The 20,955-nt window shown below is 57.4% G+C and carries 22 protein-coding genes, 1 tRNA gene and 1 pseudogene; 19 read left to right on the top strand and 5 right to left on the bottom strand.

Annotation, left to right across the window (positions count from 1 at the left end; genetic code table 11):
* Positions 1 to 26 precede the first annotated feature (26 nt).
* Positions 27 to 341: a hypothetical protein gene (locus ACFY1P_RS08250; RefSeq protein WP_390750129.1), complete on the bottom strand. Its 315-nt coding sequence runs from the start codon at positions 339 to 341 to the stop codon at positions 27 to 29.
* Between ACFY1P_RS08250 and ACFY1P_RS08245 the strand changes: the two genes are divergently transcribed.
* On the top strand, positions 286 to 444 hold the full coding sequence (locus tag ACFY1P_RS08245; RefSeq protein ID WP_390750268.1) for a hypothetical protein: 159 nt from the start codon (positions 286 to 288) through the stop codon (positions 442 to 444). The two genes, ACFY1P_RS08250 and ACFY1P_RS08245, sit on opposite strands and share 56 nt — an antisense overlap.
* Here the strand turns inward: ACFY1P_RS08245 and ACFY1P_RS08240 are convergent.
* The 4 genes and pseudogenes from ACFY1P_RS08240 to ACFY1P_RS08225 all read right to left on the bottom strand — a co-directional run.
* Positions 445 to 615, bottom strand: a pseudogene (locus ACFY1P_RS08240) (endonuclease domain-containing protein); the annotation flags it as partial. It abuts the gene before it with no gap.
* A 188-nt stretch (positions 616 to 803) separates the two neighbouring features.
* Entirely contained in the window at positions 804 to 1,619 is an 816-nt protein-coding gene (locus ACFY1P_RS08235; RefSeq protein WP_390750128.1) for an AAA family ATPase, read from the bottom strand.
* 72 nt (positions 1,620 to 1,691) lie between these two features.
* On the bottom strand, positions 1,692 to 2,468 hold the full coding sequence (locus ACFY1P_RS08230; RefSeq protein WP_390750127.1) for a PD-(D/E)XK nuclease family protein: 777 nt from the start codon (positions 2,466 to 2,468) through the stop codon (positions 1,692 to 1,694).
* Between the two features lie 475 nt (positions 2,469 to 2,943).
* Entirely contained in the window at positions 2,944 to 3,453 is a 510-nt protein-coding gene (locus ACFY1P_RS08225) for a hypothetical protein (RefSeq protein WP_390750126.1), read from the bottom strand.
* A gap of 611 nt (positions 3,454 to 4,064) precedes the next feature.
* On the opposite strand from ACFY1P_RS08225, the gene ACFY1P_RS08220 reads away from it, so the two are divergent.
* The 18 genes from ACFY1P_RS08220 to ACFY1P_RS08135 all read left to right on the top strand — a co-directional run bounded on the left by ACFY1P_RS08220 (position 4,065) and on the right by ACFY1P_RS08135 (position 20,953).
* Positions 4,065 to 4,400 carry an HNH endonuclease gene (locus ACFY1P_RS08220; protein WP_390750264.1) on the top strand — a complete coding sequence of 112 codons (336 nt, stop codon included), beginning with the start codon at positions 4,065 to 4,067 and terminating at the stop codon, positions 4,398 to 4,400.
* A gap of 14 nt (positions 4,401 to 4,414) precedes the next feature.
* Positions 4,415 to 4,849, top strand: coding sequence for a hypothetical protein (locus tag ACFY1P_RS08215; protein WP_390750125.1), 435 nt, complete (start codon positions 4,415 to 4,417; stop codon positions 4,847 to 4,849).
* A 27-nt stretch (positions 4,850 to 4,876) separates the two neighbouring features.
* Positions 4,877 to 4,949 (top strand) — tRNA-Asn (locus ACFY1P_RS08210).
* A gap of 80 nt (positions 4,950 to 5,029) precedes the next feature.
* Entirely contained in the window at positions 5,030 to 5,422 is a 393-nt protein-coding gene (locus ACFY1P_RS08205) for a hypothetical protein (RefSeq protein ID WP_390750124.1), read from the top strand.
* A gap of 934 nt (positions 5,423 to 6,356) precedes the next feature.
* Entirely contained in the window at positions 6,357 to 7,022 is a 666-nt protein-coding gene (locus ACFY1P_RS08200; protein ID WP_390750123.1) for a hypothetical protein, read from the top strand.
* 14 nt (positions 7,023 to 7,036) lie between these two features.
* Positions 7,037 to 8,521: a phage portal protein gene (locus ACFY1P_RS08195; RefSeq protein WP_390750122.1), complete on the top strand. Its 1,485-nt coding sequence runs from the start codon at positions 7,037 to 7,039 to the stop codon at positions 8,519 to 8,521.
* 69 nt (positions 8,522 to 8,590) lie between these two features.
* Complete coding sequence (locus ACFY1P_RS08190) at positions 8,591 to 9,172, top strand: hypothetical protein (protein WP_390750121.1); 582 nt, start codon at positions 8,591 to 8,593, stop codon at positions 9,170 to 9,172.
* Between the two features lie 10 nt (positions 9,173 to 9,182).
* A complete protein-coding gene (locus ACFY1P_RS08185) occupies positions 9,183 to 10,394 on the top strand; it encodes a hypothetical protein (RefSeq protein WP_390750120.1) in 1,212 nt (403 codons plus the stop codon).
* Between the two features lie 24 nt (positions 10,395 to 10,418).
* Positions 10,419 to 11,015 (top strand): hypothetical protein, encoded by a 597-nt coding sequence (locus ACFY1P_RS08180; protein ID WP_390750119.1) that lies wholly within the window; start codon positions 10,419 to 10,421, stop codon positions 11,013 to 11,015.
* Positions 11,012 to 11,338 (top strand): hypothetical protein, encoded by a 327-nt coding sequence (locus ACFY1P_RS08175; RefSeq protein WP_390750118.1) that lies wholly within the window; start codon positions 11,012 to 11,014, stop codon positions 11,336 to 11,338. The genes ACFY1P_RS08180 and ACFY1P_RS08175 overlap by 4 nt, the downstream gene beginning before the upstream one ends.
* A gap of 65 nt (positions 11,339 to 11,403) precedes the next feature.
* Positions 11,404 to 11,709: a hypothetical protein gene (locus ACFY1P_RS08170; protein WP_390750117.1), complete on the top strand. Its 306-nt coding sequence runs from the start codon at positions 11,404 to 11,406 to the stop codon at positions 11,707 to 11,709.
* Complete coding sequence (locus ACFY1P_RS08165; RefSeq protein ID WP_390750116.1) at positions 11,706 to 12,110, top strand: hypothetical protein; 405 nt, start codon at positions 11,706 to 11,708, stop codon at positions 12,108 to 12,110. Before ACFY1P_RS08170 ends, ACFY1P_RS08165 begins: the two co-directional genes overlap by 4 nt.
* 20 nt (positions 12,111 to 12,130) lie before the next feature.
* Positions 12,131 to 12,808, top strand: a complete 678-nt coding sequence (locus tag ACFY1P_RS08160) for a hypothetical protein (RefSeq protein ID WP_390750115.1) — start codon at positions 12,131 to 12,133, stop codon at positions 12,806 to 12,808.
* 31 nt (positions 12,809 to 12,839) lie between these two features.
* The gene (locus ACFY1P_RS08155; protein ID WP_390750114.1) at positions 12,840 to 13,220 is read left to right on the top strand and encodes a hypothetical protein; all 381 of its coding nucleotides are present in this window, start codon (positions 12,840 to 12,842) and stop codon (positions 13,218 to 13,220) included.
* Between the two features lie 90 nt (positions 13,221 to 13,310).
* Positions 13,311 to 13,622 carry a hypothetical protein gene (locus ACFY1P_RS08150; protein WP_390750113.1) on the top strand — a complete coding sequence of 104 codons (312 nt, stop codon included), beginning with the start codon at positions 13,311 to 13,313 and terminating at the stop codon, positions 13,620 to 13,622.
* A 212-nt stretch (positions 13,623 to 13,834) separates the two neighbouring features.
* On the top strand, positions 13,835 to 14,023 hold the full coding sequence (locus ACFY1P_RS08145; protein WP_390750112.1) for a hypothetical protein: 189 nt from the start codon (positions 13,835 to 13,837) through the stop codon (positions 14,021 to 14,023).
* A 9-nt stretch (positions 14,024 to 14,032) separates the two neighbouring features.
* Positions 14,033 to 19,855, top strand: coding sequence for a tape measure protein (locus ACFY1P_RS08140; RefSeq protein WP_390750111.1), 5,823 nt, complete (start codon positions 14,033 to 14,035; stop codon positions 19,853 to 19,855).
* Positions 19,856 to 19,909: 54 nt separating this feature from the next.
* Complete coding sequence (locus ACFY1P_RS08135) at positions 19,910 to 20,953, top strand: hypothetical protein (protein WP_390750110.1); 1,044 nt, start codon at positions 19,910 to 19,912, stop codon at positions 20,951 to 20,953.
* Positions 20,954 to 20,955: the final 2 nt, after the last annotated feature.

The raw sequence follows: 20,955 nt of genomic DNA, 5'->3' as shown, positions 1-20,955 counted from the left end.
GCTCCCACGTCACAAGTTATGAGGCATTAAAAGGGGGCGAACGGAGACTTGATGCGCCTCGCTTCCCGAAGTCGCTCCAGTCGCGCCTTGTCCTCTGCGGTCTGCTGACGGGCCTGCACAGGGAACCTGTACGCACGGGTGGGGCGCTTCTGCTCCTGGTAGGCCGTGAAGGAATACCGGGTAACCGCCTTCTCCAGAGGGTCAGTCACTCGACGGCCAACCGTCGCCTGCTTGTCGGCGGTCGTGTTGGAGCGAACCTTGATGGAGGCGTTGCCGTACTCACGCATGAACGAGGAAACCTTCCTGAACTTACCGAACTTACTGAACTTACTGCCCGTCACGATGGTGAAGCCGTTCCCCGAGGATTCTCGGGGCTGGCGGGTCCTCCAGGTAGGACGCGGCATTCCTGGCTATCTGGGGGTCATCCCGCAGACCTCGCGCTAGGAGCTGCCGGTTGCACCGGGCACAGCACAGGCCCCGGACAACTCCCGTCCTGTGGTCGTGGTCCACGTCCAGGCGCTTCGAGCGGGACTGCTTGCACACCGCGCACACGCCCCCCTGAGCCTCTAGGAGCTGGTCATACTCGCCTTCGCCCAGGCCGTACGTCGCCTGCACCCTGGCCTCATGGCTGGCCTTGCTCCTGGCCCTCCGCTGGCACGTCAAGCAGACCCGCCCCCGAGGGGAGAAGAACCGCTCAGCCCGGTTCCTGTCGCATCGCTGGCACTTCCTGTAGCCCTTCCTGGTCACGTTCCACCCCCCACCTTCCCCACGTCACAAGTTATTAGTCAAAATTTTTTGCAGCCTCAGAAAGCTGCTTCCTCTATCTCGGTCAATGAGAATCGATCGGTGTCGAACCTATAGGACACGAAGGTGTTGCCGCTCGGGTCCGAAAATCCCTCTCGGTTCTTCACTGGGGAGATGTGAAGAGTCTGTCCGTTCATCCCATCCACTTCCTTATGGATAGTCAAGACCATAGACGGCACTCGCCCAATCTTACCCTTGATTCCGCTGAGGGGAATCGGTTTGAGTCCATCAGAGAACTCGCCTGTCACGTGATGGAGGGCAAGAACATGAGCCCCGGTTTCCTTCGCCATGGAGTTGGCCCAGTCACACATGCCTTCCAGGCCGAAGGTGAAGGACTCGGCATCGCCCGCCTCGTTATCGAGGTTGGTAATGTTGTCCAAAACTATCAGATGCGGGGCCAGTCCATAGACTTCCGTATAGCAAGCCACCTTGACTTCTACATCATCAATACTCGGCTGCGCTGCGAAGTCAAACCGTAGCCACCATCTCTCAGCAAGGATGTTCTCGATATCGTCAAGGTCATCCTCCCTGACCTTAGTCTTCATGATCCGGCTAGGTATGTCCGTCAGCATAGTCCCTGCTCGGGTTAGCTGAGTGGCTGCATTAGAGTCGCACGAGAAGTAGAGGACCGGTCGATTACATTCAATGGCCTCCTTGAGGGCCACCATGGACTTACCGGTACCAGGACCGGCCGCGACAATGGAGAACTCTCCTCGCCTGAACTGGGCCTCATACTTTTCAAGCCCCGGGAAGGGGGACGGGAGGGGTTCACCCGACTCGCCCCTAGCCCTCCGGACCTGTGGGAGTGAGAACACTTACTGTCTTCCTTCTACTTCCAGTATGCCATGGAACTTCCCACGACACAAGTTATTTCCCAAATAAAAAGGCTACGGCTCCATCGAGTACAGGAAGCAACTGTCCTTCACTGTGCACGCGAAGCAATGACTCCCCGGGTTGGCCGACCAAAGGTCATTGTCACGGATAGCCGTGGTGGCCTCGTACTGGGTGGCGAGCCACCTCGCCGTAAACGGGCGGAGATCGACCGGCTTCGTCGTAGTTCCCGTCTTCCCTAGCCACCAATCCCCCCAGTTCACCTTAACGCCATAGGTCATCTCCAGAGCAACCCGATAGGTTGCTAGCTGGATCACAGCCTTTGTGGTTCCGGTCTTGATGTCCCGGACCACGAGACCAAGGTAGGGGTCTTCCACTACCTGATCAATAAATCCCTTGACCCTAACCCCGTAAAGGTCGATGTCGAAGGGAAGCTCCAACGCCTTCTGACCATCCGGCGTGGTCCAGATAGACGAGTCGTCATCCTCTGCCCAGTCCAGGTAGGACCGGACCTGATCGGCCCCTGCCTTGCGCCGGTTGCGAATGTCCGTCTGAGGCTTTGTCCGGCCCCCTGCCATCCACATCCCGTAGTCCGGCTGCCGGGCCTGGGCTTCCTCCACGAGGGCGTCATACGACCGCTCAAACACTCCCACAGCGGCCTCTACGTCCATGGACCGTCCTGAGCGCTCGTACTCCTCTATGGCGGAGTGCACGGCTGTCCCGTGATGGAACCACGCGGCTTCCCGCTGGGGCACCTTCTCCACTCGGGCCAGCCGGTGAGCCTCGGAGCATTGGGCAAGTGTCGTGTGCTGGCTAACGCTGGTCGGCTTCACGGCTGTTCTTTCTTCCGGGTGTAGAGGCGGACGATCGGGTGTGCGCATCCAGGCAGGATCTCGGATTTCCACTTGTGTCTGATCACCATGGCGCTTTCATAGGCGACCAATGCACCAACCTTCTCTTCGATAACTTCCCACTCGTCTTCCCTAATCTCTGGATGATGGGTAACCCTGAGCGAGGTCCCCCGCTCATGGGCATCGCACTCGACACGGTATCGAGTTGCGGAAGAGGTAACTACCCTGGATGAAACGAATCCCCCTACAGCTCCTACCAGGTACCGAGTGACTTCCCTGCCAACGGAAATCATATGCATTGGATTATCGATTTGGTGAATCAAATCGCAGTCACCCTCTTGTGCTTGTTCCTAAGAACCAGTACACCCGACCCGTTCCCACGAGTCAAGTAATTATAAAGGTGGGGTGGATCACCCCCCAAGAACCTAGGCCAGGGATGAGCGCCTGGCCCTGGTTCTCACGACTCCTGGTCGTCCGCCTCCGGAGGTAGTCTGAAGAGCTTCAGGAACTCCTCAGAAGGCTTATCGAGTCCTTCAGGCCAGCGGATAACCAGATCCTCGTCTGACGGCTCCCTGCGCACGAACCGCCACTTCCAAGTTGCGTCGTAGACAAGGACGCTATGCCGGAGCCTTCGCCGGAAACCTGGAAGCTCCCGCCCCAGCTTCGTGCCGCTCACGTCCTCGCCATCCATGTCCCTCATGTGGCACCGAAGGAGCTGTGCTTGCCTTGCCTGCCCGTCCCCCGGCTGGATGTCGTACGGGATGAACTTGTACTTCGCCCGACCTTCAGCCTTTGGCATGTACCCGATCGAGGCGAGACGCCACTGAACGGCCTGCTCGGTGATCTTCTCACCCGTCTCCCTGGAGAAGTACTCCGCCATCTGGGCGTACGTCACACCACCAGCGCTGTGGATGTTCTTCAACTCGTACGCATCGGGAAGGATTGGGGGGCGGCCCGGGGTACCCATGACTGGGCTCCTTCTACTCAGGTAACTTGTTCTGTTGGTCGCTCAACACGTTACATCCCCGTTTCCCACAACACAAGTTAGCCCAGGCCCGATAACAGCCTGTGACCCCCGTCACACTATTGGTGTCTAGTGTCCTATCTGCGGCTTTGCGGACTTCATCTTACTTATGACAGGTATGAAAACAAAACCCTCCGGTAGGTATCGGTTGTGAGGTAGCCCACACGCCTCAAACTTGTGTCGTGGGAAACCTCCTGCTACACTAGAACTAAAATAGTTAGTAGGGACTCCTTAGGGAGTCCCTTACTTAGTTATAGAACTTACTTCTACTAGTTTCTCAGGTAAGTTCAGTAAGTTAGGTTCCTTCACTGGAGAAGTGAAGGTCTCCTGGGTTGATCTCCCGTCGGCAGGGACTAGACCTCTTCTGGTCGCCCCCACGGTAGAGATCCCCAGGCGTTCCAGGGCGAAGGCAAGACAAGGAACCCTTCGCCCTGAAGACTTCCCTGGCCCACTCCCGCGAAGGGTGAAGCTGACACACCACGCCCCAAGGTGGTCCAGCAGTCAGTAGGTGGGCTGGGGGTTTGTTCAGTAAGTTCAGTTACTTGTGGCGTGGGATGGGGGTGGTGGTCATGCCTCGCGCCCCGATGATCTGCCTGGAGGCCGGATGCCTGGCTAGGGCAGTCCGCAGAGGCCGGTGTGACGAGCATGCCCCAGAGCCCTGGCAGGGCTCTTCCTGGAGGCAAGGGAAGCCGAGGGGCTGGGATCGGATACGGAGAGAGGTGCTACGACGTGATCGCTTTGTGTGCGGTCTTTGCCGTGGCGGAGGCGCTGACAGCGTTGATCACATTGTGGCTCGTGCTCATGGGGGTTCTGAGCATCCTTCTAATCTCCATGCTGTGCATCGCCTATGCCACCAGAGAAAAACCCAAAGAGAAGCCAGAGAACGATAGCAAGGAGACTTGATATGGCTAGTTGGACTCCCCGTCTTACGAACGTCAAGGGCACTGATGGCACTGTCACGAGTGGCATCTACTCGAAGACTGGCGATGTGGTCGTGTTTACGGCTGACATTGTCGCCAAGAAGCCCACTCTGTCCGCCGACAGTGCGGGGTTTGGACTGACCCTCCCTGTACCGGCCAAGACTGGTACGCGATGGCTCTTCGAGCTGAACCTTGATGGCCGAGACGCTGATCCTGCTTCTCTTCAGTCTGGTCAGGGTCTTGTCTATGCCGGTTCGGACGGCTCGCAGATCGATCGCCTTCGCATCGTCCAGGACGTGTATCCGAGCAAGGATTCCCAGTACACCACTCTCACGAACCTGACGTTCTTCGAGGGCTCCCAGGAGGGCTATCCGAGGGGCGAGATTGTCACCGTGACCGGCTCCTACATTGCCGCCTAGTAGTACCTGCCCCTTCGGGGGCTTCCTTCGCTCATAGCTCAACTGGCAGAGCATCGGATTGTTAATCCGAGGGTTCCTGGTTCGAGTCCAGGTGGGCGAGCTTCGCAGAAGGCCAGCCGAAAGGGATGGTTATAGACAGGAGGGCGAAAGGCCATGGCGAGATACCCCAAAGAGTCCCCAATGCGACGGAACAAGCGCGCTGAGATCGAGCTGACGGGCCAGCGGGTGAAGGCTCCAGTCCTCCGAAACGGAGATCGGTACAGCCAGGAAACTCTTGACTGGTGGATGACGTGGATCAACTCTCCGCAGGCTGAGGCATTCCTTGCTACCGACTGGGAACGACTTCAGATGCTTGCAGTACTGGTGAACGACTACTACCTGAAGCCCACAGTGGGAAAGATGGCAGAGATTCGCCAGAACGAGACTCTTCTTGGGGCTACGGTCCTCGATCGCAAGAAGACCCTCATGAAGGGCCAGGACGGCAGGTTCCTCACTGCTGAGAACAACCCCCAGGAGCAAGCTCCCAGCGTCTCTGATGAGGAGCTGTACGGGATGCTGAACGGGGGTCTGTGATGGCTCAGACAGGCAATGCCAACGACCCTCTTCCGAAGGGCACTAAGAGCCTTGGCCCCCAGATCATCCAGTGGGCCCACAAGTACATTGTTCAGCCAGACGGCGAACACGCTGGCAAGCCTTGGAAGTTCACCAAGGAACAGATGAACTTCATCATGAGAAAGTATGCGCTGAAGCCTGATGGTTCATGGCTGTATCCAACTGCTTGCCTTCGCCGAAGTAAGGGGTGGGGAAAGACGCCCCTACTTGCCGCTCTGTGCATCATCGAGTTTGTTGGCCCTTGTCGCTTCTCCCACTGGGACAAGAACGGCAACCCTGTAGGCAAAAGGGTTCCTCTTCCCTTGGTTCAGATCGCTGCCACCTCTGTGGATCAGTGTGGACAGACGATGGACATGCTTCGAGGAATGCTTACCGAGTCTCCCGCTGAGCAGGAGTTCGGTATTGATGTTGGCAAGGGCATGATCCAGTTCAACAAGGGTCCAGGAAAGATTGTCCCCGTCACTGCCTCCTCTCGTGGTCTGGAAGGTGGACGGCCAACCTTTGTCCGGCCCCGGTGGGCTAGCTCCTGCCGGGGTCGGGCATCTTCGCTGTACTTGATGAAACACATCACTGGGTCTCCTCGAACCAGGGCCAGCACGTCTACGAGGTCATCGACCGCAATATCCGCAAGACTGCCAAGGCTGGCAGCCACTACGTAGAGACCACGAACTCTTACAGTCCCAACGAAGACTCTGTAGCCCAGCGGACCCATGAAGCCTTCCTGAACGGGGCTGGAGGTCTCCTGTATGACTGCATCGAGGCCGACCAGGACTCCATTGACCTTCGGGACGAGGAGGCCGTTAAGCGGGGCCTCAAGCAGGCGTACGGCGATGCCGTGTGGGCTGACATTCAAAGCCTCTGGGAAGCCATCTGCGACCCTCGTACGCCCGCTGCCGTGGCGTACAGGTTCTACCTCAACAAAGTTCAGGAAGATGCGGATGGCTGGATGGTCAAGGCTGAGTGGGATGCCTGCTTCGATGAGGACGACCCCATTAAGCCGGGTGACCAGATAGCCGTTGGGTTTGACGGAAGTATCCGAGGAGATAGCACAGGTCTCGTAGGCTGCCGTCTACGGGACGCGAAGCTATTCACGCTGGGGCTCTGGCAGAAGCCCGAGCATGCTGACGAGGACTGGGAAGTTGATGTCCTGTCCGTTGAGGCTGCTGTTCAGAATGCCTTCGAGGAATACCGGGTGGAGTGGCTGTATGCCGACCCTCCGTTCTGGCAGGAAAACATTGGTAGATGGTCAATCCGTTGGGAAGACAGGGTTTTCGAGTTCTGGACAAACAAGCCTACTCGGATGGCTGTCGCCACGGAGAGGTTCCGTACCGCTGCCATGGTTGGAGACCTCAAGCACGACGGCAACAAGTCCTTGTCTCGGCATGTCCTCAACGCCGTAACAAGAGAAGTCCCCCAAGGGACTCTGATTACTAAGGAATCCCCTAAGTCCAAGCGGAAGATTGACCTGGCTGTCTGTGCCATTTTGGCGATGGAGGCTCGGGCCGATGCTATCGCTGATGGACGGATGAAGATCCGAAAGAAACGTATCATCACGTTGTAAGGAGCTACCCGCCTATGTTGGGTACTTTCACTAACGGCGGGTATGCCACCAAGCCTAAGACTATCCTGGACTGGCTTATCTTCATGGAAGGTAAGCTTGCCTCCCGCCAGGCCGATATCCGCCGGTACCAGACCTACTATGACGCCAACGAAGAGACATTGGCCTTCGCTCAGCAGAAGTTCTTCAATGAGTTCGGCCCGATGTTCAAGGGTTGGCGGGACAACTTCTGTGCCCTCGTCGTGGACTCCGTATCCGAGCGGCTTGAGGTACAGGGCTTCCGGATGACTGAGGATGCCGAGGCCGACAAGGAAGCCCATGAGATATGGCAGCGGAACGGCCTGGATGCCGACTCCAACAGTGCCCATATCTCCGCCCTCGTGGCCGGTGACGCCTATGTCATCGTGTGGCCGGACGAGGATGGCGAACCTGTCATCTCCGTAGAGTCCTCGGAAGAGGTCTATGTCTACTACCAGCCTGGTTCTCGTGGCATCGCCCAGGCCGCCATCAAGAAGTTCTTCGATGACTGGGGAACCGAGTACATCACTCTGTGGACGCCGGATCAGGTTGCCACCTCCTATAAGGAGGAGGGGGACAAGGTCTGGAAGTCACCGAGGGTATCCCCTAACCCTCTTGGGGTCGTCCCTGTCGTCAAGCTGAGCAATCGTAAGCGTCTCAGGAGTAGGGGCATCGGCTCCACTGGGGACCGTCCCTTCTCTGAGCTGCATCCGGTCATTCCTATCCAGGATGCGATCACGAAGATTGCGGCTGACGCCATCGTCGCATCCGAGTTTGCCGCCTACCCCCAGAGAATCATCACAGGTCTTGAGTTTGCCGAGGACAGGAACGGCGATGCCGTATCCCCTATCCAGTCAGCCATTGACCGGATGATCCTTCTCGAAGGCGACGGGATCAACTTTGGCCAGTTCCAGGCGGCTGACCTCAAAAACTATGTGGACATGATTACCCTTCTGGTTCAGCACATCAGTACTGTATCCAGGGTCCCCCCGCATTATTTCTTGATCAATGGCGGACAGAATCCTTCAGGGGAAAGCATTCAGAGCGCCGAGGCGGGGCTTGTCGCTAAGGCCCGTGAACGAATGCTCCACTTCGGTGAGGCTTGGGAAGCTGTCATGCGTCTGGCATTTCGCATCAAGAATGATGCTCGTGCTGACGCATACACGTCTGAGGTTATCTGGCGTGATCCCGAGTACCGCTCTCAGGCGGTAGCTACGGATGCGGCTATCAAGCTCTACCAGGCTGGCATCATTCCCCGCTCTCAGGCGGCTGAGGATCTGGGTTACACCCCTCAGCAGTTTGAACGCTGGAAAGACCAGCTTGAGGAAGAGAAGCGTGAGCGCATGAAGGAACAGAGGCAGATGGCTGCTGTTACTGGCGCTCAAGGCGGCTCCGCTCCGGCTGGTAACGGTTCTAAGGCTTCCGATGAGAAGCCTGCCAGTAACCGAAACAACGCGGCTCGCAAGACTGGCGAGTCCAAGTAACCGAGTCTTTTGCATAGGCCGTTCCCGGAAGGGGGGCGGCCCTTTTTCATGCCTGAAAGAGGTATCCCCATGAGTGACCAGAACACCGAGATCAACGAGGGCCAGGAGCCGGTTGCCGAAAAGGCTGCTTCGGAGGCCGTTGATTACAAGTCTGAGGCGGACAAGTGGAAGCACCTGAGCCGCACGAACGAAGGGAAGCTCCGGGCGGCCCTGCGTGAGCTGGACGAGCTTCGCCAGGCCCAGATGACTGACCAGGAGCGAGCCCTTGAGACTGCTCGCGCTGAGGGCCGTAAGGCGGCTCTTGCCGAGTTCGGTCAGGAACTCACCTTTGCTCAGATCACCGCCGAGGCCGCCAAGGCTGGCGTGAACCTTCCCGAGGGTGTCACGGGATTCATCGACACCTCTCGACTGCTTGGCGAGGACGGGCGTCCTAACTCTGACGCCATCTCTCAGTTTGTGGCTTCCTTCTCCGCTTATCAGGCGCCGAAGGCTCCGGACTATCCCTCTGCCAATCAGCTTGGCCTTGGTCCGCAGGGTGGCTCTGGTCCTACCCAATACACGCGTGAGGACCTTCGTCGGATGAGTCCTGCGCAGATTACCGAAGCGCATGAGAAGGGCCATCTTGACGCCCTTCTGAATGGTTCTATCTAAGGAAACAACTATGGCTGTTGCACCCACTCATACTCAGGATCCGAACGGCACTACCTATCACGCTGGTGGCGCCGGTTTCGCCAAGCAGGCTCCTAACCATACTTTCTCTCCGGACCTTCATGGCATCACGGGCACCTTCATTCCGGAGATTTGGGGTTCGCGTCTTATCCAGGACCTTGAGTCCGATCTTGTTTTTGGTGCCCTGACTAACCGAACCTATGAGGGCACGCTTCGCGGCCCGGGTGATGTCGTCAAGATCCCGCATATCATCTCTGATTCCATCCATGTCCAGGGTGGCACCCTTGGCCTCTCCCCGAGCGGTAAGCCTGTTCCGGGTGACGGCAACGGCGAGAACTCCGGTGCCGCCTATGCGACCTTCGACCACTTCGACCGACTGTCGAATGACTTCCTTGAGATGCGGATTGACCAGGGTCGCACCTGGGGCTTTGAGGTGGATAACCTCCACCAGATGCAGACTCAGGGTATTGCCCTGATGCAGAACCTTACGGCTCAGTCTGCTCGTGCTCTTGCTGAGAGCGTTGACAAGCACATCGTGAAGACGATCAAGTCCGCTGTTAAGGGCAAGGATCTCAACTGGGGTGACATCAACCTTCACGGCAAGGTTCTGGCCCTGGACCTTACTCCGGAGGATGAGAAGGCTTCGAAGAGTTCTAAGACGCCTGCGGATGGCCTGTCCAAGTTTTACGAGCAGCTTCTTGTTGCTCAGACTGAGCTGAATATTCGCAATGTTCCGACTGCTGGTCGCGTCCTGGTTATCGGTCCGCAGGAGTACGCTGACCTGCTTCGTGATGAGCGATTCATTCAGGCTCATCGCATGGGCGATTCCACCAGCATCATGCGTACGGGCATTGTCGGCACCATTCTGGGCATGCCGGTTCGCGTCTCCAACTCCATTGGTCGTCACCTGGACTATGAGCCGGGCAAGAACCCGCACTATGACGGTGTTCCCTTTGTTCGCGCTCCGCACTCGGAGACTCGTGGTATCTACGGTGTCCTCATGAACTCTGAGTGTGTCTCCTTTGCGCACACCCTGTCGGACCTTGAGGCTTTCCGCCCGGAGAAGAAGTTCACTGACGCCGTTAAGGGTCGCATGATCTTCGGTACGAAGGTTATCCGTCCGGAGCAGATGGTTGTCTTCGGTGACCTCAAGGAACTGGGTGTTGAGGTGCCCGCCGAGCCGGAGGTTCCGAAGAAGGCATAACGATACCTATCGAGAGGGGGTGGCATGGCTAACCTCGTGTCCTTTGAGGATGTTGCAGCTCAGCAGGGCCGCGACCCCTCGGACTATTCAGAGCAAGAGAAGGTACAGATAGGGGCCTTCATCGAGGCCATCTCTGGAATCATCATCTCTATCTGTGGCACCGACTTCCAGTTCCACGAGAACGAGACCACCTACCTTGATGTCGAGTGGGATACAAACCTGGTCATCCCTCACGGGTATCGCCCTGTGAAGAGAATCCGGGAGGTCTGGTTCTCCGACTTGACCGGTGACGAGGAGAAGGTAACCCCTGTCTCCGACTGGACATTCCTGCGGGGGCATCTATGGAGGAATCCAACCTGGATGCCCTCGAACCTTGGGCACAACCCGAAGGTTGGCCTTCGCCTGGACTACGGGTACAAGGAAGTACCCGAGGACATCCGAGCCGTTGTGGCTTCCGAGGTTGTTCGGTGGATGGTCCAGACTCCTGGCATCAAGTCGGAGAAGGTTGGCGATCTCGAAGTCAACTATGGCTCCACCTCTAATGCCCTCTCTTCGTCCGGTCGATCCCTTCTGAAGAAGTACACCGACCGCTTTCGCTCAGCGAAGGTGGTGCGCTGGTGACCTACCACTACAGAACTCCGGTCGCCATCTACAAGACAAAGCTCGTCAAGGATGCCTACGGCCAGCACAGAGAGACCGACTACCAGTCGCCCGTCTGGTCCGGTATGGCTTCTATGCAGCCCTGGAAGACCAAGGAAGCCAAGACTGAGAGTGATGTCTCTCAGGAGTGGTTCAACGTCTACATCCCGAAGGCCCTCGCTCTGAACTCCACAATGCGGCTCGTCGCCAAGAAGGTGGAGTACGAGATCGATGGAGATCCTGAGCAATGGCCCTTCGGCTACCTCCATTACACCCGGATCAACATCTGGAGGGTTGGCCCCTGATGGCTGGCAGGTCTGAAGTATTCATTGATCCGACTTTCCCTTATGAGGCTTGCGCCACTCCCGAGATGGAAGCCTTGGTAGTCAGGGCGATGCAGATTGCCTACAACTCCGTCTACAAGGCAGCCCCTAAACGTGGCCCTGGTCCTGCCTCCAACGGCCAGTTCCCACACAAGGGCTCTTACGCTGCTGGCCTTTCCATTGAGAAGGAACTGAGGGGTTACGGGTGGGAAGCAAGCCTTAAGGTCTCTGCCGTGAACTGGCACTTTGTTGAGTTCGGCTTCCGGGATCGTGCAGGAAGGGAACATAAGGGCCTTCACCTGCTTGAGAAGGGCCTCAAGAAAGCTGCTGCCGAGTTGAGGAAGGCTAGATGAGAGTTGACCCCGCAGAGGTCTTGGTTACCTATCTGGAGTCCATAGAGGAGTTCGAGGGAGTATTCATCTCCGCCGATGCGATCGGCAGAGAGGTGGGTACTCCCTCAGTCATTTGTGACGCTCATGGTGGCGAGCGCACGGTGAGGGGAACTATGGACCGCTTCGACTTCACCATCAACACCTACGGAAAGTCGAAGCGCGAGGCTGCCGGGCTGGCTTATGCCGTCCGAGAGTACTTGCTTGAGTCCCTTCCCAATCAGGTCGTCTTGGGCTCCTATGTCGCTGACGTGGTTGAAATAGACGCCCCCGCATCATTCCCTGACGACTTCTCCAGGGAAGCAAGGTTCATTCACAGCTTGTCCATCTACGTCTTTGAGGTTGACCCTGGGCGTAGTACATGAAGAACTAAGAAGGAATATCTATGGCTGCTAACAACACTAGCAACGTGCGGTTTGCCCCCAACGGGCGGCTGCTTGTTCGCAAGTACGATGACCGAAAGAAGGTTCTTCGTGCTGGCAATGACATTCTCGATCCGGGCAAGCCTCTCCCTCAGGAAGGCGAGAATGCCTGGCATGAGATGGGTTGGGTTACGGCCGATGGTGTCGAACTGACCCCTTCCATTAAGACCTCTGAGGTTGAAGCCTGGCAGTCGGCGACGCCAATTATCTACAGCGTGGAAAGCGCCGCCCTCCAGGTGAAGGCGACTCTCATGGAGGTCAACCCCACTGTCACTCAGACGTATTTCGGTACTGACTGGGTTGAGATTGATGGTCTTGAGGGCGTCTACGGTCTGGATATCAAGTCCAACCCGGACCTTTCCGAGATCGTCATGGCTATCGAGTGGGAGGACGGCAAGGACCGTAACCGCCTCATCATCCCGCACGCGATCGTGTCGGACCGGGATTCCATCAAGCTGACCCGCAAGGACAACCAGGAATTCGGTCTCACCATTGACGCCCTGGATGAGGATGGCGAGCTGGCCAAGCTGGTGACCACGAAGAACATGTCTGGCTCCGGTGGCGGCAAGCCTGAGCCGAAGCCGGGCAAGCTTCCCGCTCAGCCGAAGATCAAGGCCGACTTCTCCGTCGGCAAGAAGTAACCGAACTTACTGAATTAACTGGAGTTTGCAAATGGCAACTTTCAAGAAGCCGATCGAGGTTGCGATCACCGACGCAGGTTTCAATGACGCCAAGTACGGCCGGGCGGATGTCTTCAAGATCGAAGCCGGTCTAAACGCTGAGACTGCGAAGGAGATCAAGCCTTCGCTTGCCACTCAGGGCGAGATCACCAAGACCGAGCTTTCTATTGACGAGCTGACGACTGCCTTTGGCGCGACCGTCAAGGTTGGCGACAAGATCAATGTTGTGGTTACCGCCATGAACGGTAAGGGCAACTCGTCTCCCTCTGAGGTTGTGCCGGTTGACGTCACCGCCGAACACATTGAGGTGGTGCTCAAGGCTCCGGCAACGGCGGAGGTTGAAGCCGAGTTCAAGAAGGATTCCTCTAAGTAGGGTCCCCTTTCCTTAAGGCTTTAGGGAGCGCGCCTCAAACGCTCCCTTCTCTCTTCTCTCAATCAAGACTATTTTTACGAGGTACACATCATGGCTGCTGCCGTTAAGAAGACTGCTGCCCCGAAGAAGGCTGTTGCCGCTCAGGCCATGGAGAATGAGGCCACTGACACTTCGGGCGAGTTTGAGTTCAAGGGTGTTACTTTCACTGTCCCGAGTCAGATGGATATGCCGTTCGCGGTCCTCAAGGCCATCCGGACTGGTGACGAGATAGACATTGTTGCTGCCATGCTTGGCCCTAAGCAGTGGGCCGCCTTCGAGGACTCCGAGCCGACTATTGGTGAGTTCCAGGAGTTCACGGAGAAGGTTGCTGAGGTTGCCGGGTTTGGTGACCCGGGAAACTGATGTGGGTTGCCCATGTCCTCAACGAGTATCCCGAAGAGCTAGAGGCGGACCTTCTACAGTTCTTTGGGGTTGACCTCTTGGACCTGTGGCATAACCGGCTCTCCCTCCGAAGGGTCTGGGTTCTGTCCAAGAGACTCATGAGCATGCATGGGCAAGCGGCCCTTCCCTCCGCCTTCGATGAGTCCCTTTCCTGGGGCACCAAGGAACATCTCATGGCCAAGGTGTCCGATGCCCTTGAAGTGGCCAACTGGATGTTCTTGCGCGCTAACAGTGACGAAGAAGTTCCATTCCCTGAGCCTGTGCCTCGACCTGGTCAAGAGAAGCCTGAAGAGAAGCCCAAGAAGATGGCCTCTACTGTCGAGCTTTCCTCTTTCCTTAACCATCTCAACTCACAGCTCTAGGGAGTGCATATGGCTGACGCACCTGGTATCCGCACAGCTACAGGCTATGTTGATGTCCGGCCACGCATCAATCAGGCTGCCCTGACCACGTTTGCGAACAATCTCGTGAAGTCCCTGGACCGTGCCGGGGCTAAGGCCGGTGAAGGATTCGCCACGGCCTTTACGAGGGCTGCTGCACGGTCCTCCATCAACCTGACCCCTCTCATGCAGAGGGCCAACGCGGAATCCGCTACGGGCGGGCGTCGAGCTGGTGAGGCTTACGGACAGGGCCTGTCTACTGGCGCCGAACCCGGCATGGCCAAGCTGGCTGCCGAGATGGCTGCCATGAACACCCGGCTCACAGCCCTCCAGGCCGCCGCAGGGCGGCAGGCTGGTACAGCCATGGGTGCTGGCCTGGGTACCGGCCTGACTACGAGTGTGGCGACTACGACGGCGGGCGCTAGTGCCCTTCTGGCGAGGTCCGGGCGGACAGCTGGTACCGCGTGGGGTCGCAGCTACTATGCGGCTGCTACTGACGAGGTAGGTAATGCCAGGAAGTTCCTCAACAAGCATCTCAAAGCCGTAGAGAACGAGGTCACTGCTTCGGCAAACCGTCTTAGAGATACGGGCCAGGTTCTTACTCGTAGCCTGACTACTCCCATCCTGGCCATAGGTACCGCTGTTTCCCTTATGGGTATCAAGTATGCGGATGCCATGAACACGGCTCAGAAGCGCATGGAGTCCATGGGTGCTTCTGCCAAGGATTCAGCTAAGTCCCTCACTGACCTTAACAACTTCGCTATCAAGACCCCGTTCGCTTTCGACGGCATGGCCCTTGCCGTTACGCGAATTATGTCTGTCGGCAAGTCTGCCGGTGAGGCCACTAAGGAGATCAAGGCATTCGCTGACATGGCGGCTGCCCGTGGTGTTCAGGACACGCAGACATTCAATCGCGCCCTTAAGGGCTTCACGGATGTCCTGTCCTCGGGCACGGTCCATGCCCAGGACCTTAACCAGCTCGTCAATGCTGGTATTCCTATCTACAACGACCTAGCGGAACAGCTTTACGGTTCCCGGGATGCCGTAGGTAAGGTCAAGGACGCCATGAAGGGCGGGGAGATTTCTTCCCAGCAATTCGAAAAGGCGATGGGGAAGGCTTGGAAGAGGTACAAGGATAGCGCCGAGGGTGCCGCCACTTCCATCACCGGTTCCTTCCAGAACATGTTTGAGAAGATTTCTACGGAGTCTTCGAAGATGTTCGGCCGCTTTGCCACTGCGGAAGATGTCGCGGCCGGTCTAACTACTCCTGATGGCAAGAAGGTCAAGGAAGGCCAGTTCGTCTATACCGAGTTCGGTCAGACCTTGGTGGACCTGACGGGCAAGATTGGTGACCTCGCTACCGACGCCATGCCCCTCCTTCAGGATGCTTTGAGTCTGGTCATCCCACTTCTCGACAAGGCTATCGACCTGATATCGAAGTTCGTCAACTGGTACAAGGATGACGACAGCGACGGATGGCTTAAGACTCTTGTCAAGTATTCGCTTCTTGCGGGCCCTGCTCTTATCGGCCTCGCTGCTGGACTTAAGATTGTCGCTGGAGCCTTCAATATTGTCCGTGGAAGCGTCAACGTCATCATGGGTGCCCTTCAGGGCAGCATGAAGCTTATCGGCGGTTTCGCTAAGGGTCTTCGCGGTGCCGCTCGCACGGCCAATCAGTTCCTTGGTGGTGTCGCTGCCGGAAAGGGTAACTTCAAGGAGGAGTACAAGGCCCGTCGGGACGAGTACCGCGACCGTGACCGGCAGAGAGAAGAGCAGAGGTCTCAGCGTCGCCAGTCCCGTACTCCGGATACTTCTAACCTGTCTCAGGCCAATAGTCAGCTCAGCGGCCTTGAGGCTGCGGCCCGTAAGGTCGATCAGGCTCTAGACAAGGTTGTCCTCCGCCTTACTCAGATCAACACTGAGAAGCTGGATAAGATCGAGCGAGAGTTTGAGTCCTTCGCGCGTCAGGTCGGTGGTATCGAGTCCAAGATCAAGGGTATCGGTACCGAGATTCTGTCCCTGGATGGCAAGAAGACTGACCTCGTCGCCCAGGAGTTCACTAGCCTCTCTTCTAACGCCCGGTCTTCTCATGATGCGGTAGAGACGATCACTCGTGAGATGAACCAGCTCAACGACAAGAAGACCAACCTTGTCGTTGGCCAGTTGGACGCCCTGAAGAACAATGCGGGACAGGCTAAGGCTGCTGTCGATTCTGCCGCTGACCGTGTGGACCATCTTGACGGGCGGAAGCTCACCAACCTGGATAAGGAGTACACCGACTTCCGCTCCAAGGTGATCGCCGCTAAGGGTGCAGTTGATGACCTTACCTCCAGGGTCACGGCCCTCAATGATCGTGACCTCGATAAGATCCAGCGCGAGTTTGGGACTCTGCGAGCCAAGGTCAACGACGTAGACACTTCTGTCGGCAACAACAAGTCTGGCCTCAATAGCCGTATCCGCAACCTGAACGGCATCGACCTGGGCAACATCAAGCGAGAGTTTGACGGGCTCAAGGGCTCTATTGCTGGTGCAGACAAGAAGACCGGTGAACTGAATACCTCTATCGGTAAGGTTAACAACGCTACCGGTGGTGGTCACGGGGGTTCTGGAGGCAGTAAGGGCAGAAAGCCCAAGGCGTATGCCCGTGGTGGCATCCTGCCCGGATACACCCCCGGACGGGATGTTCATCTGGCTGCCTTGTCTGGTGGCGAGGCCGTTATGCGTCCCGAGTGGACTCGTGCGGTCGGCCCTCAGTACGTCCATGTCATGAACGCTGCCGCTCGTGCTGGTGGCGTCCCTGGCGTCCAGAAGGCTCTTGGCCTGCCTGCCTTCGCCAAGGGAGGTATTGCCGGTAGGAAGGGCGGGAATTACGCAGGATGGCTGTCTGGTCCTATTGACGAGCTTCGCAACCTGCTTGATGTCACCCCGTTCACTCAGACCATTTATGGTTCGGCGGCCCTGGCTAAGACTTCCTCCTCCCTTGGCCCTATGGGTAAGGGCATAGGGGCTTGGTCTAACCTTCAGTCGAAGTGGGCTGGCGGTCCGTTCAGCGTCCTCCCCGACAAGATGGCTGGATGGATGGGAAGCAAGCTTCCCAGGGCTGTTCGTGGCGTAAAGGCTGGATTCCCTTGGACTACTCTTGCTGGTCTTGCCTTGGGTGCCATTGGCCCTACAGCTTCCGACAATTTCATGAAGGACATCTGGCACGGGGACGGAAATATCCTCCAGCGTGTCACCAACTTTGCTGGGGACACCTTTAGTCCTGATGCCCTTGGCGGCATGATCATGGATCTCCTCAAGTCCATAATGGACGAGATCGAATCCATCTGGTCCATGATCAAGGGTGGGGCAAAGCTCATTAAGGATCTGATGTCAGATCCGGTAGGCACCGCCAAGAACTTGTTCGAAGAAATGAAGGACATGTTCACTGGTGTCGTTCAGGGGGCCTTCGACAGCTTCCGGGATATCACCAAGATCCTCGATGATCCTGACGAATGGGTCCGTGAGGCTTTCGAAGCCTTCCTTGAGCGAGCTAAGGAAGCACTCCCTAATACCAAGGGATTGTTCGATTTTGCCAATGGCGGGACGGTTCCTGGTTATTCCCCGAAGCGGGATAGGGTTCATGCTCGCCTATCTCCGGGTGAGGCTGTGCTTGTGCCGGAGACTGCTCGCGCTCTTGGTCCTCGGACTATTGCGGCCCTGAACGACGCAGGCCGGAGCGGAGACCTTGGCGGACTGTGGGCACAACTTGCGGGTTCCCTGGGCGGCATTCCTGGAGCCTCTGAAGGCAACGGGGAGGGTCAGGACCCTGCTAAGGCTATTCAGGCCCCCATAGCGGCCCTGAAGCTTCTGGAAGATGCCATTAGGCAGTTCGTTCAGGGTGTGGCTATTCCTCTGTGGTCTGAGCTGGACAAGTCCACTACGGCGGCCTATGACACCCTGACGAGCACCACCAGGAGCTTCGCGGACAGCTCTAGAAGCGAGTGGGACAGGATCGCTTCGGACGTGCATTCCTCGTGGTCCAGAAGCCTTCTGCCGGACTTCCAGGCTCTTGGCGCCTACCTGTCTGGTCCCCTGGCTCAGGCGGAGGTGAACTTCCAGTCCACCAATCAGAGCGTGTGGGCTGATGTGCGGTCCAAGGTCGATTCTGCCTGGTCGTCCATCAACGGCACCTTCAACCGGATGTCTTCTGGGGTCCGCTCTCTGGAGTCTCAGTTCTCCAGCTCTGCTGGAACTATCCGTACCACCTGGGATCAGGCTATGTCCTTCGTGGACAGGGCCACTCGGAATACCGTCCTCGGCGCCTACAACAATGGCGCGGTGGGGATGATGTCGGAGATGGCGAAGCTTGCTGGTGCACCCGCACCACTCAAGCCTCTCCACTTCGCTTCTGGTGGTGTTGTCCCTGGGTATGCTCCCGGGGTTGACCGTGTTCCGGCTGTCCTTTCTCCGGGTGAAGGAATCCTCCGCCCTGAGGTTGTTCGACAGCTCGGGCCTTCCACCATTCTTGAGTGGAACCGTAACGCCAAGGCGACCGGAAGGGCCTTCGCTAATGGTGGCATCGTTGGCGGTGCCGCCTGGGTGAAGAAACACAAGGATGATCCCTTCGCGGGTTACCAGGAAGCGATTGGTAAGGGCTGGGCTGCCGCCATTGAGCCCCACCTGAAGGACGTTGCTGACTCTTTCAAGGTTTCGGGGAAGATTCTCTCTGATGCCTTCCGGAAGGGTAAGCCCTGGATGGAGGCCAAGGGTAAGTTCTGGGATGACAACACTGGTGGCAATGCTGCTGTTGTTCGTGTCGCCTGGGATGAGTTCCGCAAGGAAGCACCCATGGTCGGCGGCTCCAAGTACAACTTGGGCAACGGTGAGGCTTGGTGTGCCGACTTTGTCTCCTACGTGGTAGACAAGGCGGGAGCCAATAAGTCTTACGGAAACTCGCCTAAGGGCGCTCCGGGTAGTCGTTGGCCTGCTGTGGCTACCTGGAATTCCCGGATGCCTCATGGTCCTCTGAGCGAGGCCAGGCCGGGTGACCTTCTCACCTACCGTGGCGATGGCCATATCAACATCGTCGTTGGAAAGAAGGGCAACCAGATCGAGACTATCGGAGGTAACGAGTCCAACTCCCTGAAGCACTACTTGGGGTACGGCAATACTGCCTCTGCTCGCCTGGTTCCTTCTGGTGGTGGCGATGGGAAGACTTCGTTCAGTCCGTGGCCTGGCGTCCAGATAGACCTTCCTGGCGGCATCCCTACCGCTTCAGGTGATCTGGGCCAGCAGGGTTATCACGCCTCCCCTGGTAACGCCATGGGCATTGCCGAGGCTCTGCTAGAGCAGAAGGGTTGGCGTCAGCATTGGCAATCCCTCTACAACCTGTGGGATGGCGAGTCTAACTGGAGCTGGAATGCTACTAACCGGTCTTCCGGCGCCTACGGCATTCCGCAGTCCCTTCCTGGCTCCAAGATGGCTTCTGCTGGCTCTGACTGGCGTGACAACGCCACGACTCAGATCCGCTGGGGCCTGGGGTACATCGGGGAGCGTTACGGCGATCCCTCTAAGGCGTATTCGTTCTGGAAACGGAACAACTGGTACGCGAATGGTGGACTTGTCACCAAGCCGACTGTGGCCATGGTTGGCGAGGCCGGTCCTGAACTGGTGCTTCCCCTGTCGCGTCGTGAGCGTACGGAGGAGCTTCTTGCTAGGGCTGGTCTGGCTCAGAAGCAGGGTCACACGGTCATCGTGAATGCGGCACCTAATGTGCCCACCGAGGACCAGATCATCACGAAGCTTCGACAGTTCGAGATGTTGTACGCCTAGATGGCACTGGGGGCCACCTCCTAACGGCGGCCCCCTTTTCTATTGGAGGTTTCCATGCCGATTCCCGCAGAATTTCAGGAACTAGTCGATCCGGGGCAGGATGGGGGGTGGACTACTCCCCCCTATCAGCCCGAGCACTGGCAGAGGACTCAGGTGTTCATTGAGTCGAATGAAGGGCATCGACTTCACGTGACTGATCGACCTAACCGGCATAGGCCCGGGTACTTCCTTCAGTCTGGCCCTGACGGCTGGGACCTTCCTCGGTTTGATCTCAAGTTTGAAGAGAGTCCCAATCTCGACGGCGGATACTTTCGATCTGTTCGGGCCACCACGAGGGAAATGGCCCTTCCTGTCTACATCTACGGGTCTGACCGTAGGGGAGTCATCGACCTTAAGAGGCAGCTCTTCAACGCCATGAATCCGAAGAACGGTCCAGTTCGGATTGTGGCTCGTGAGGCCAATGGATCTACCCGTTCCATCACGGCCTACTACGTGTCTGGCATGGAAGGTAACGAATCCCGAGAGACCTCCGGTTTCACCTGGATCAAGTATGTGGTGGTCGTTCGGGCTATGGAACCGTACTGGACTTCTGGAGCCCCTGAGTCTCACGCATGGTTCATGAACCCTGAGCGCCATTGGTTCCTCACCAACAAGAAGGACCACTTGAATTTCATCCCCATCCGCGTCTCCGATGGCCTCATCTCCTCTCCTCGCAACGAAATCCCGGTTGATGCCGATGTGGAAACTTGGCCGGTATGGGAGATATACGGTCCGATCAGTGGTGAGATTGCCTTCACGAATGAGACGTCCGGCAAGTCCCTGACATTCGGTCCTAGCTTCGGCCTTGCTTCGGAGAATGACCGAATTGTCATCGACACCCGACCCGGCATCAAGACCATCACCAAACAGCACTACAAGAGCGGAGAATGGCTTGATGACTCTAAGCCTAACTGGTGGAACCGCCTTGGCGAGAACCCCCAGCTTTGGCCCCTCGTTCCTGGAATGAACCTCGTATCAGTTGAGGGTCAGGGTGCCGTGGGCGTTACCACTCGCATTGTATGCACCTATCGGAAGCGCTACTTCTCCTATGCAGGGTGACC

This window comes from Streptomyces sp. NPDC001407 (assembly GCF_042895325.1).
Taxonomy (GTDB): Bacteria; Actinomycetota; Actinomycetes; order Streptomycetales; family Streptomycetaceae; genus Streptomyces.
The sequence above is the reverse complement of the archived record's forward strand: the minus strand, read 5'-3'. Positions and strand labels throughout refer to the sequence as shown.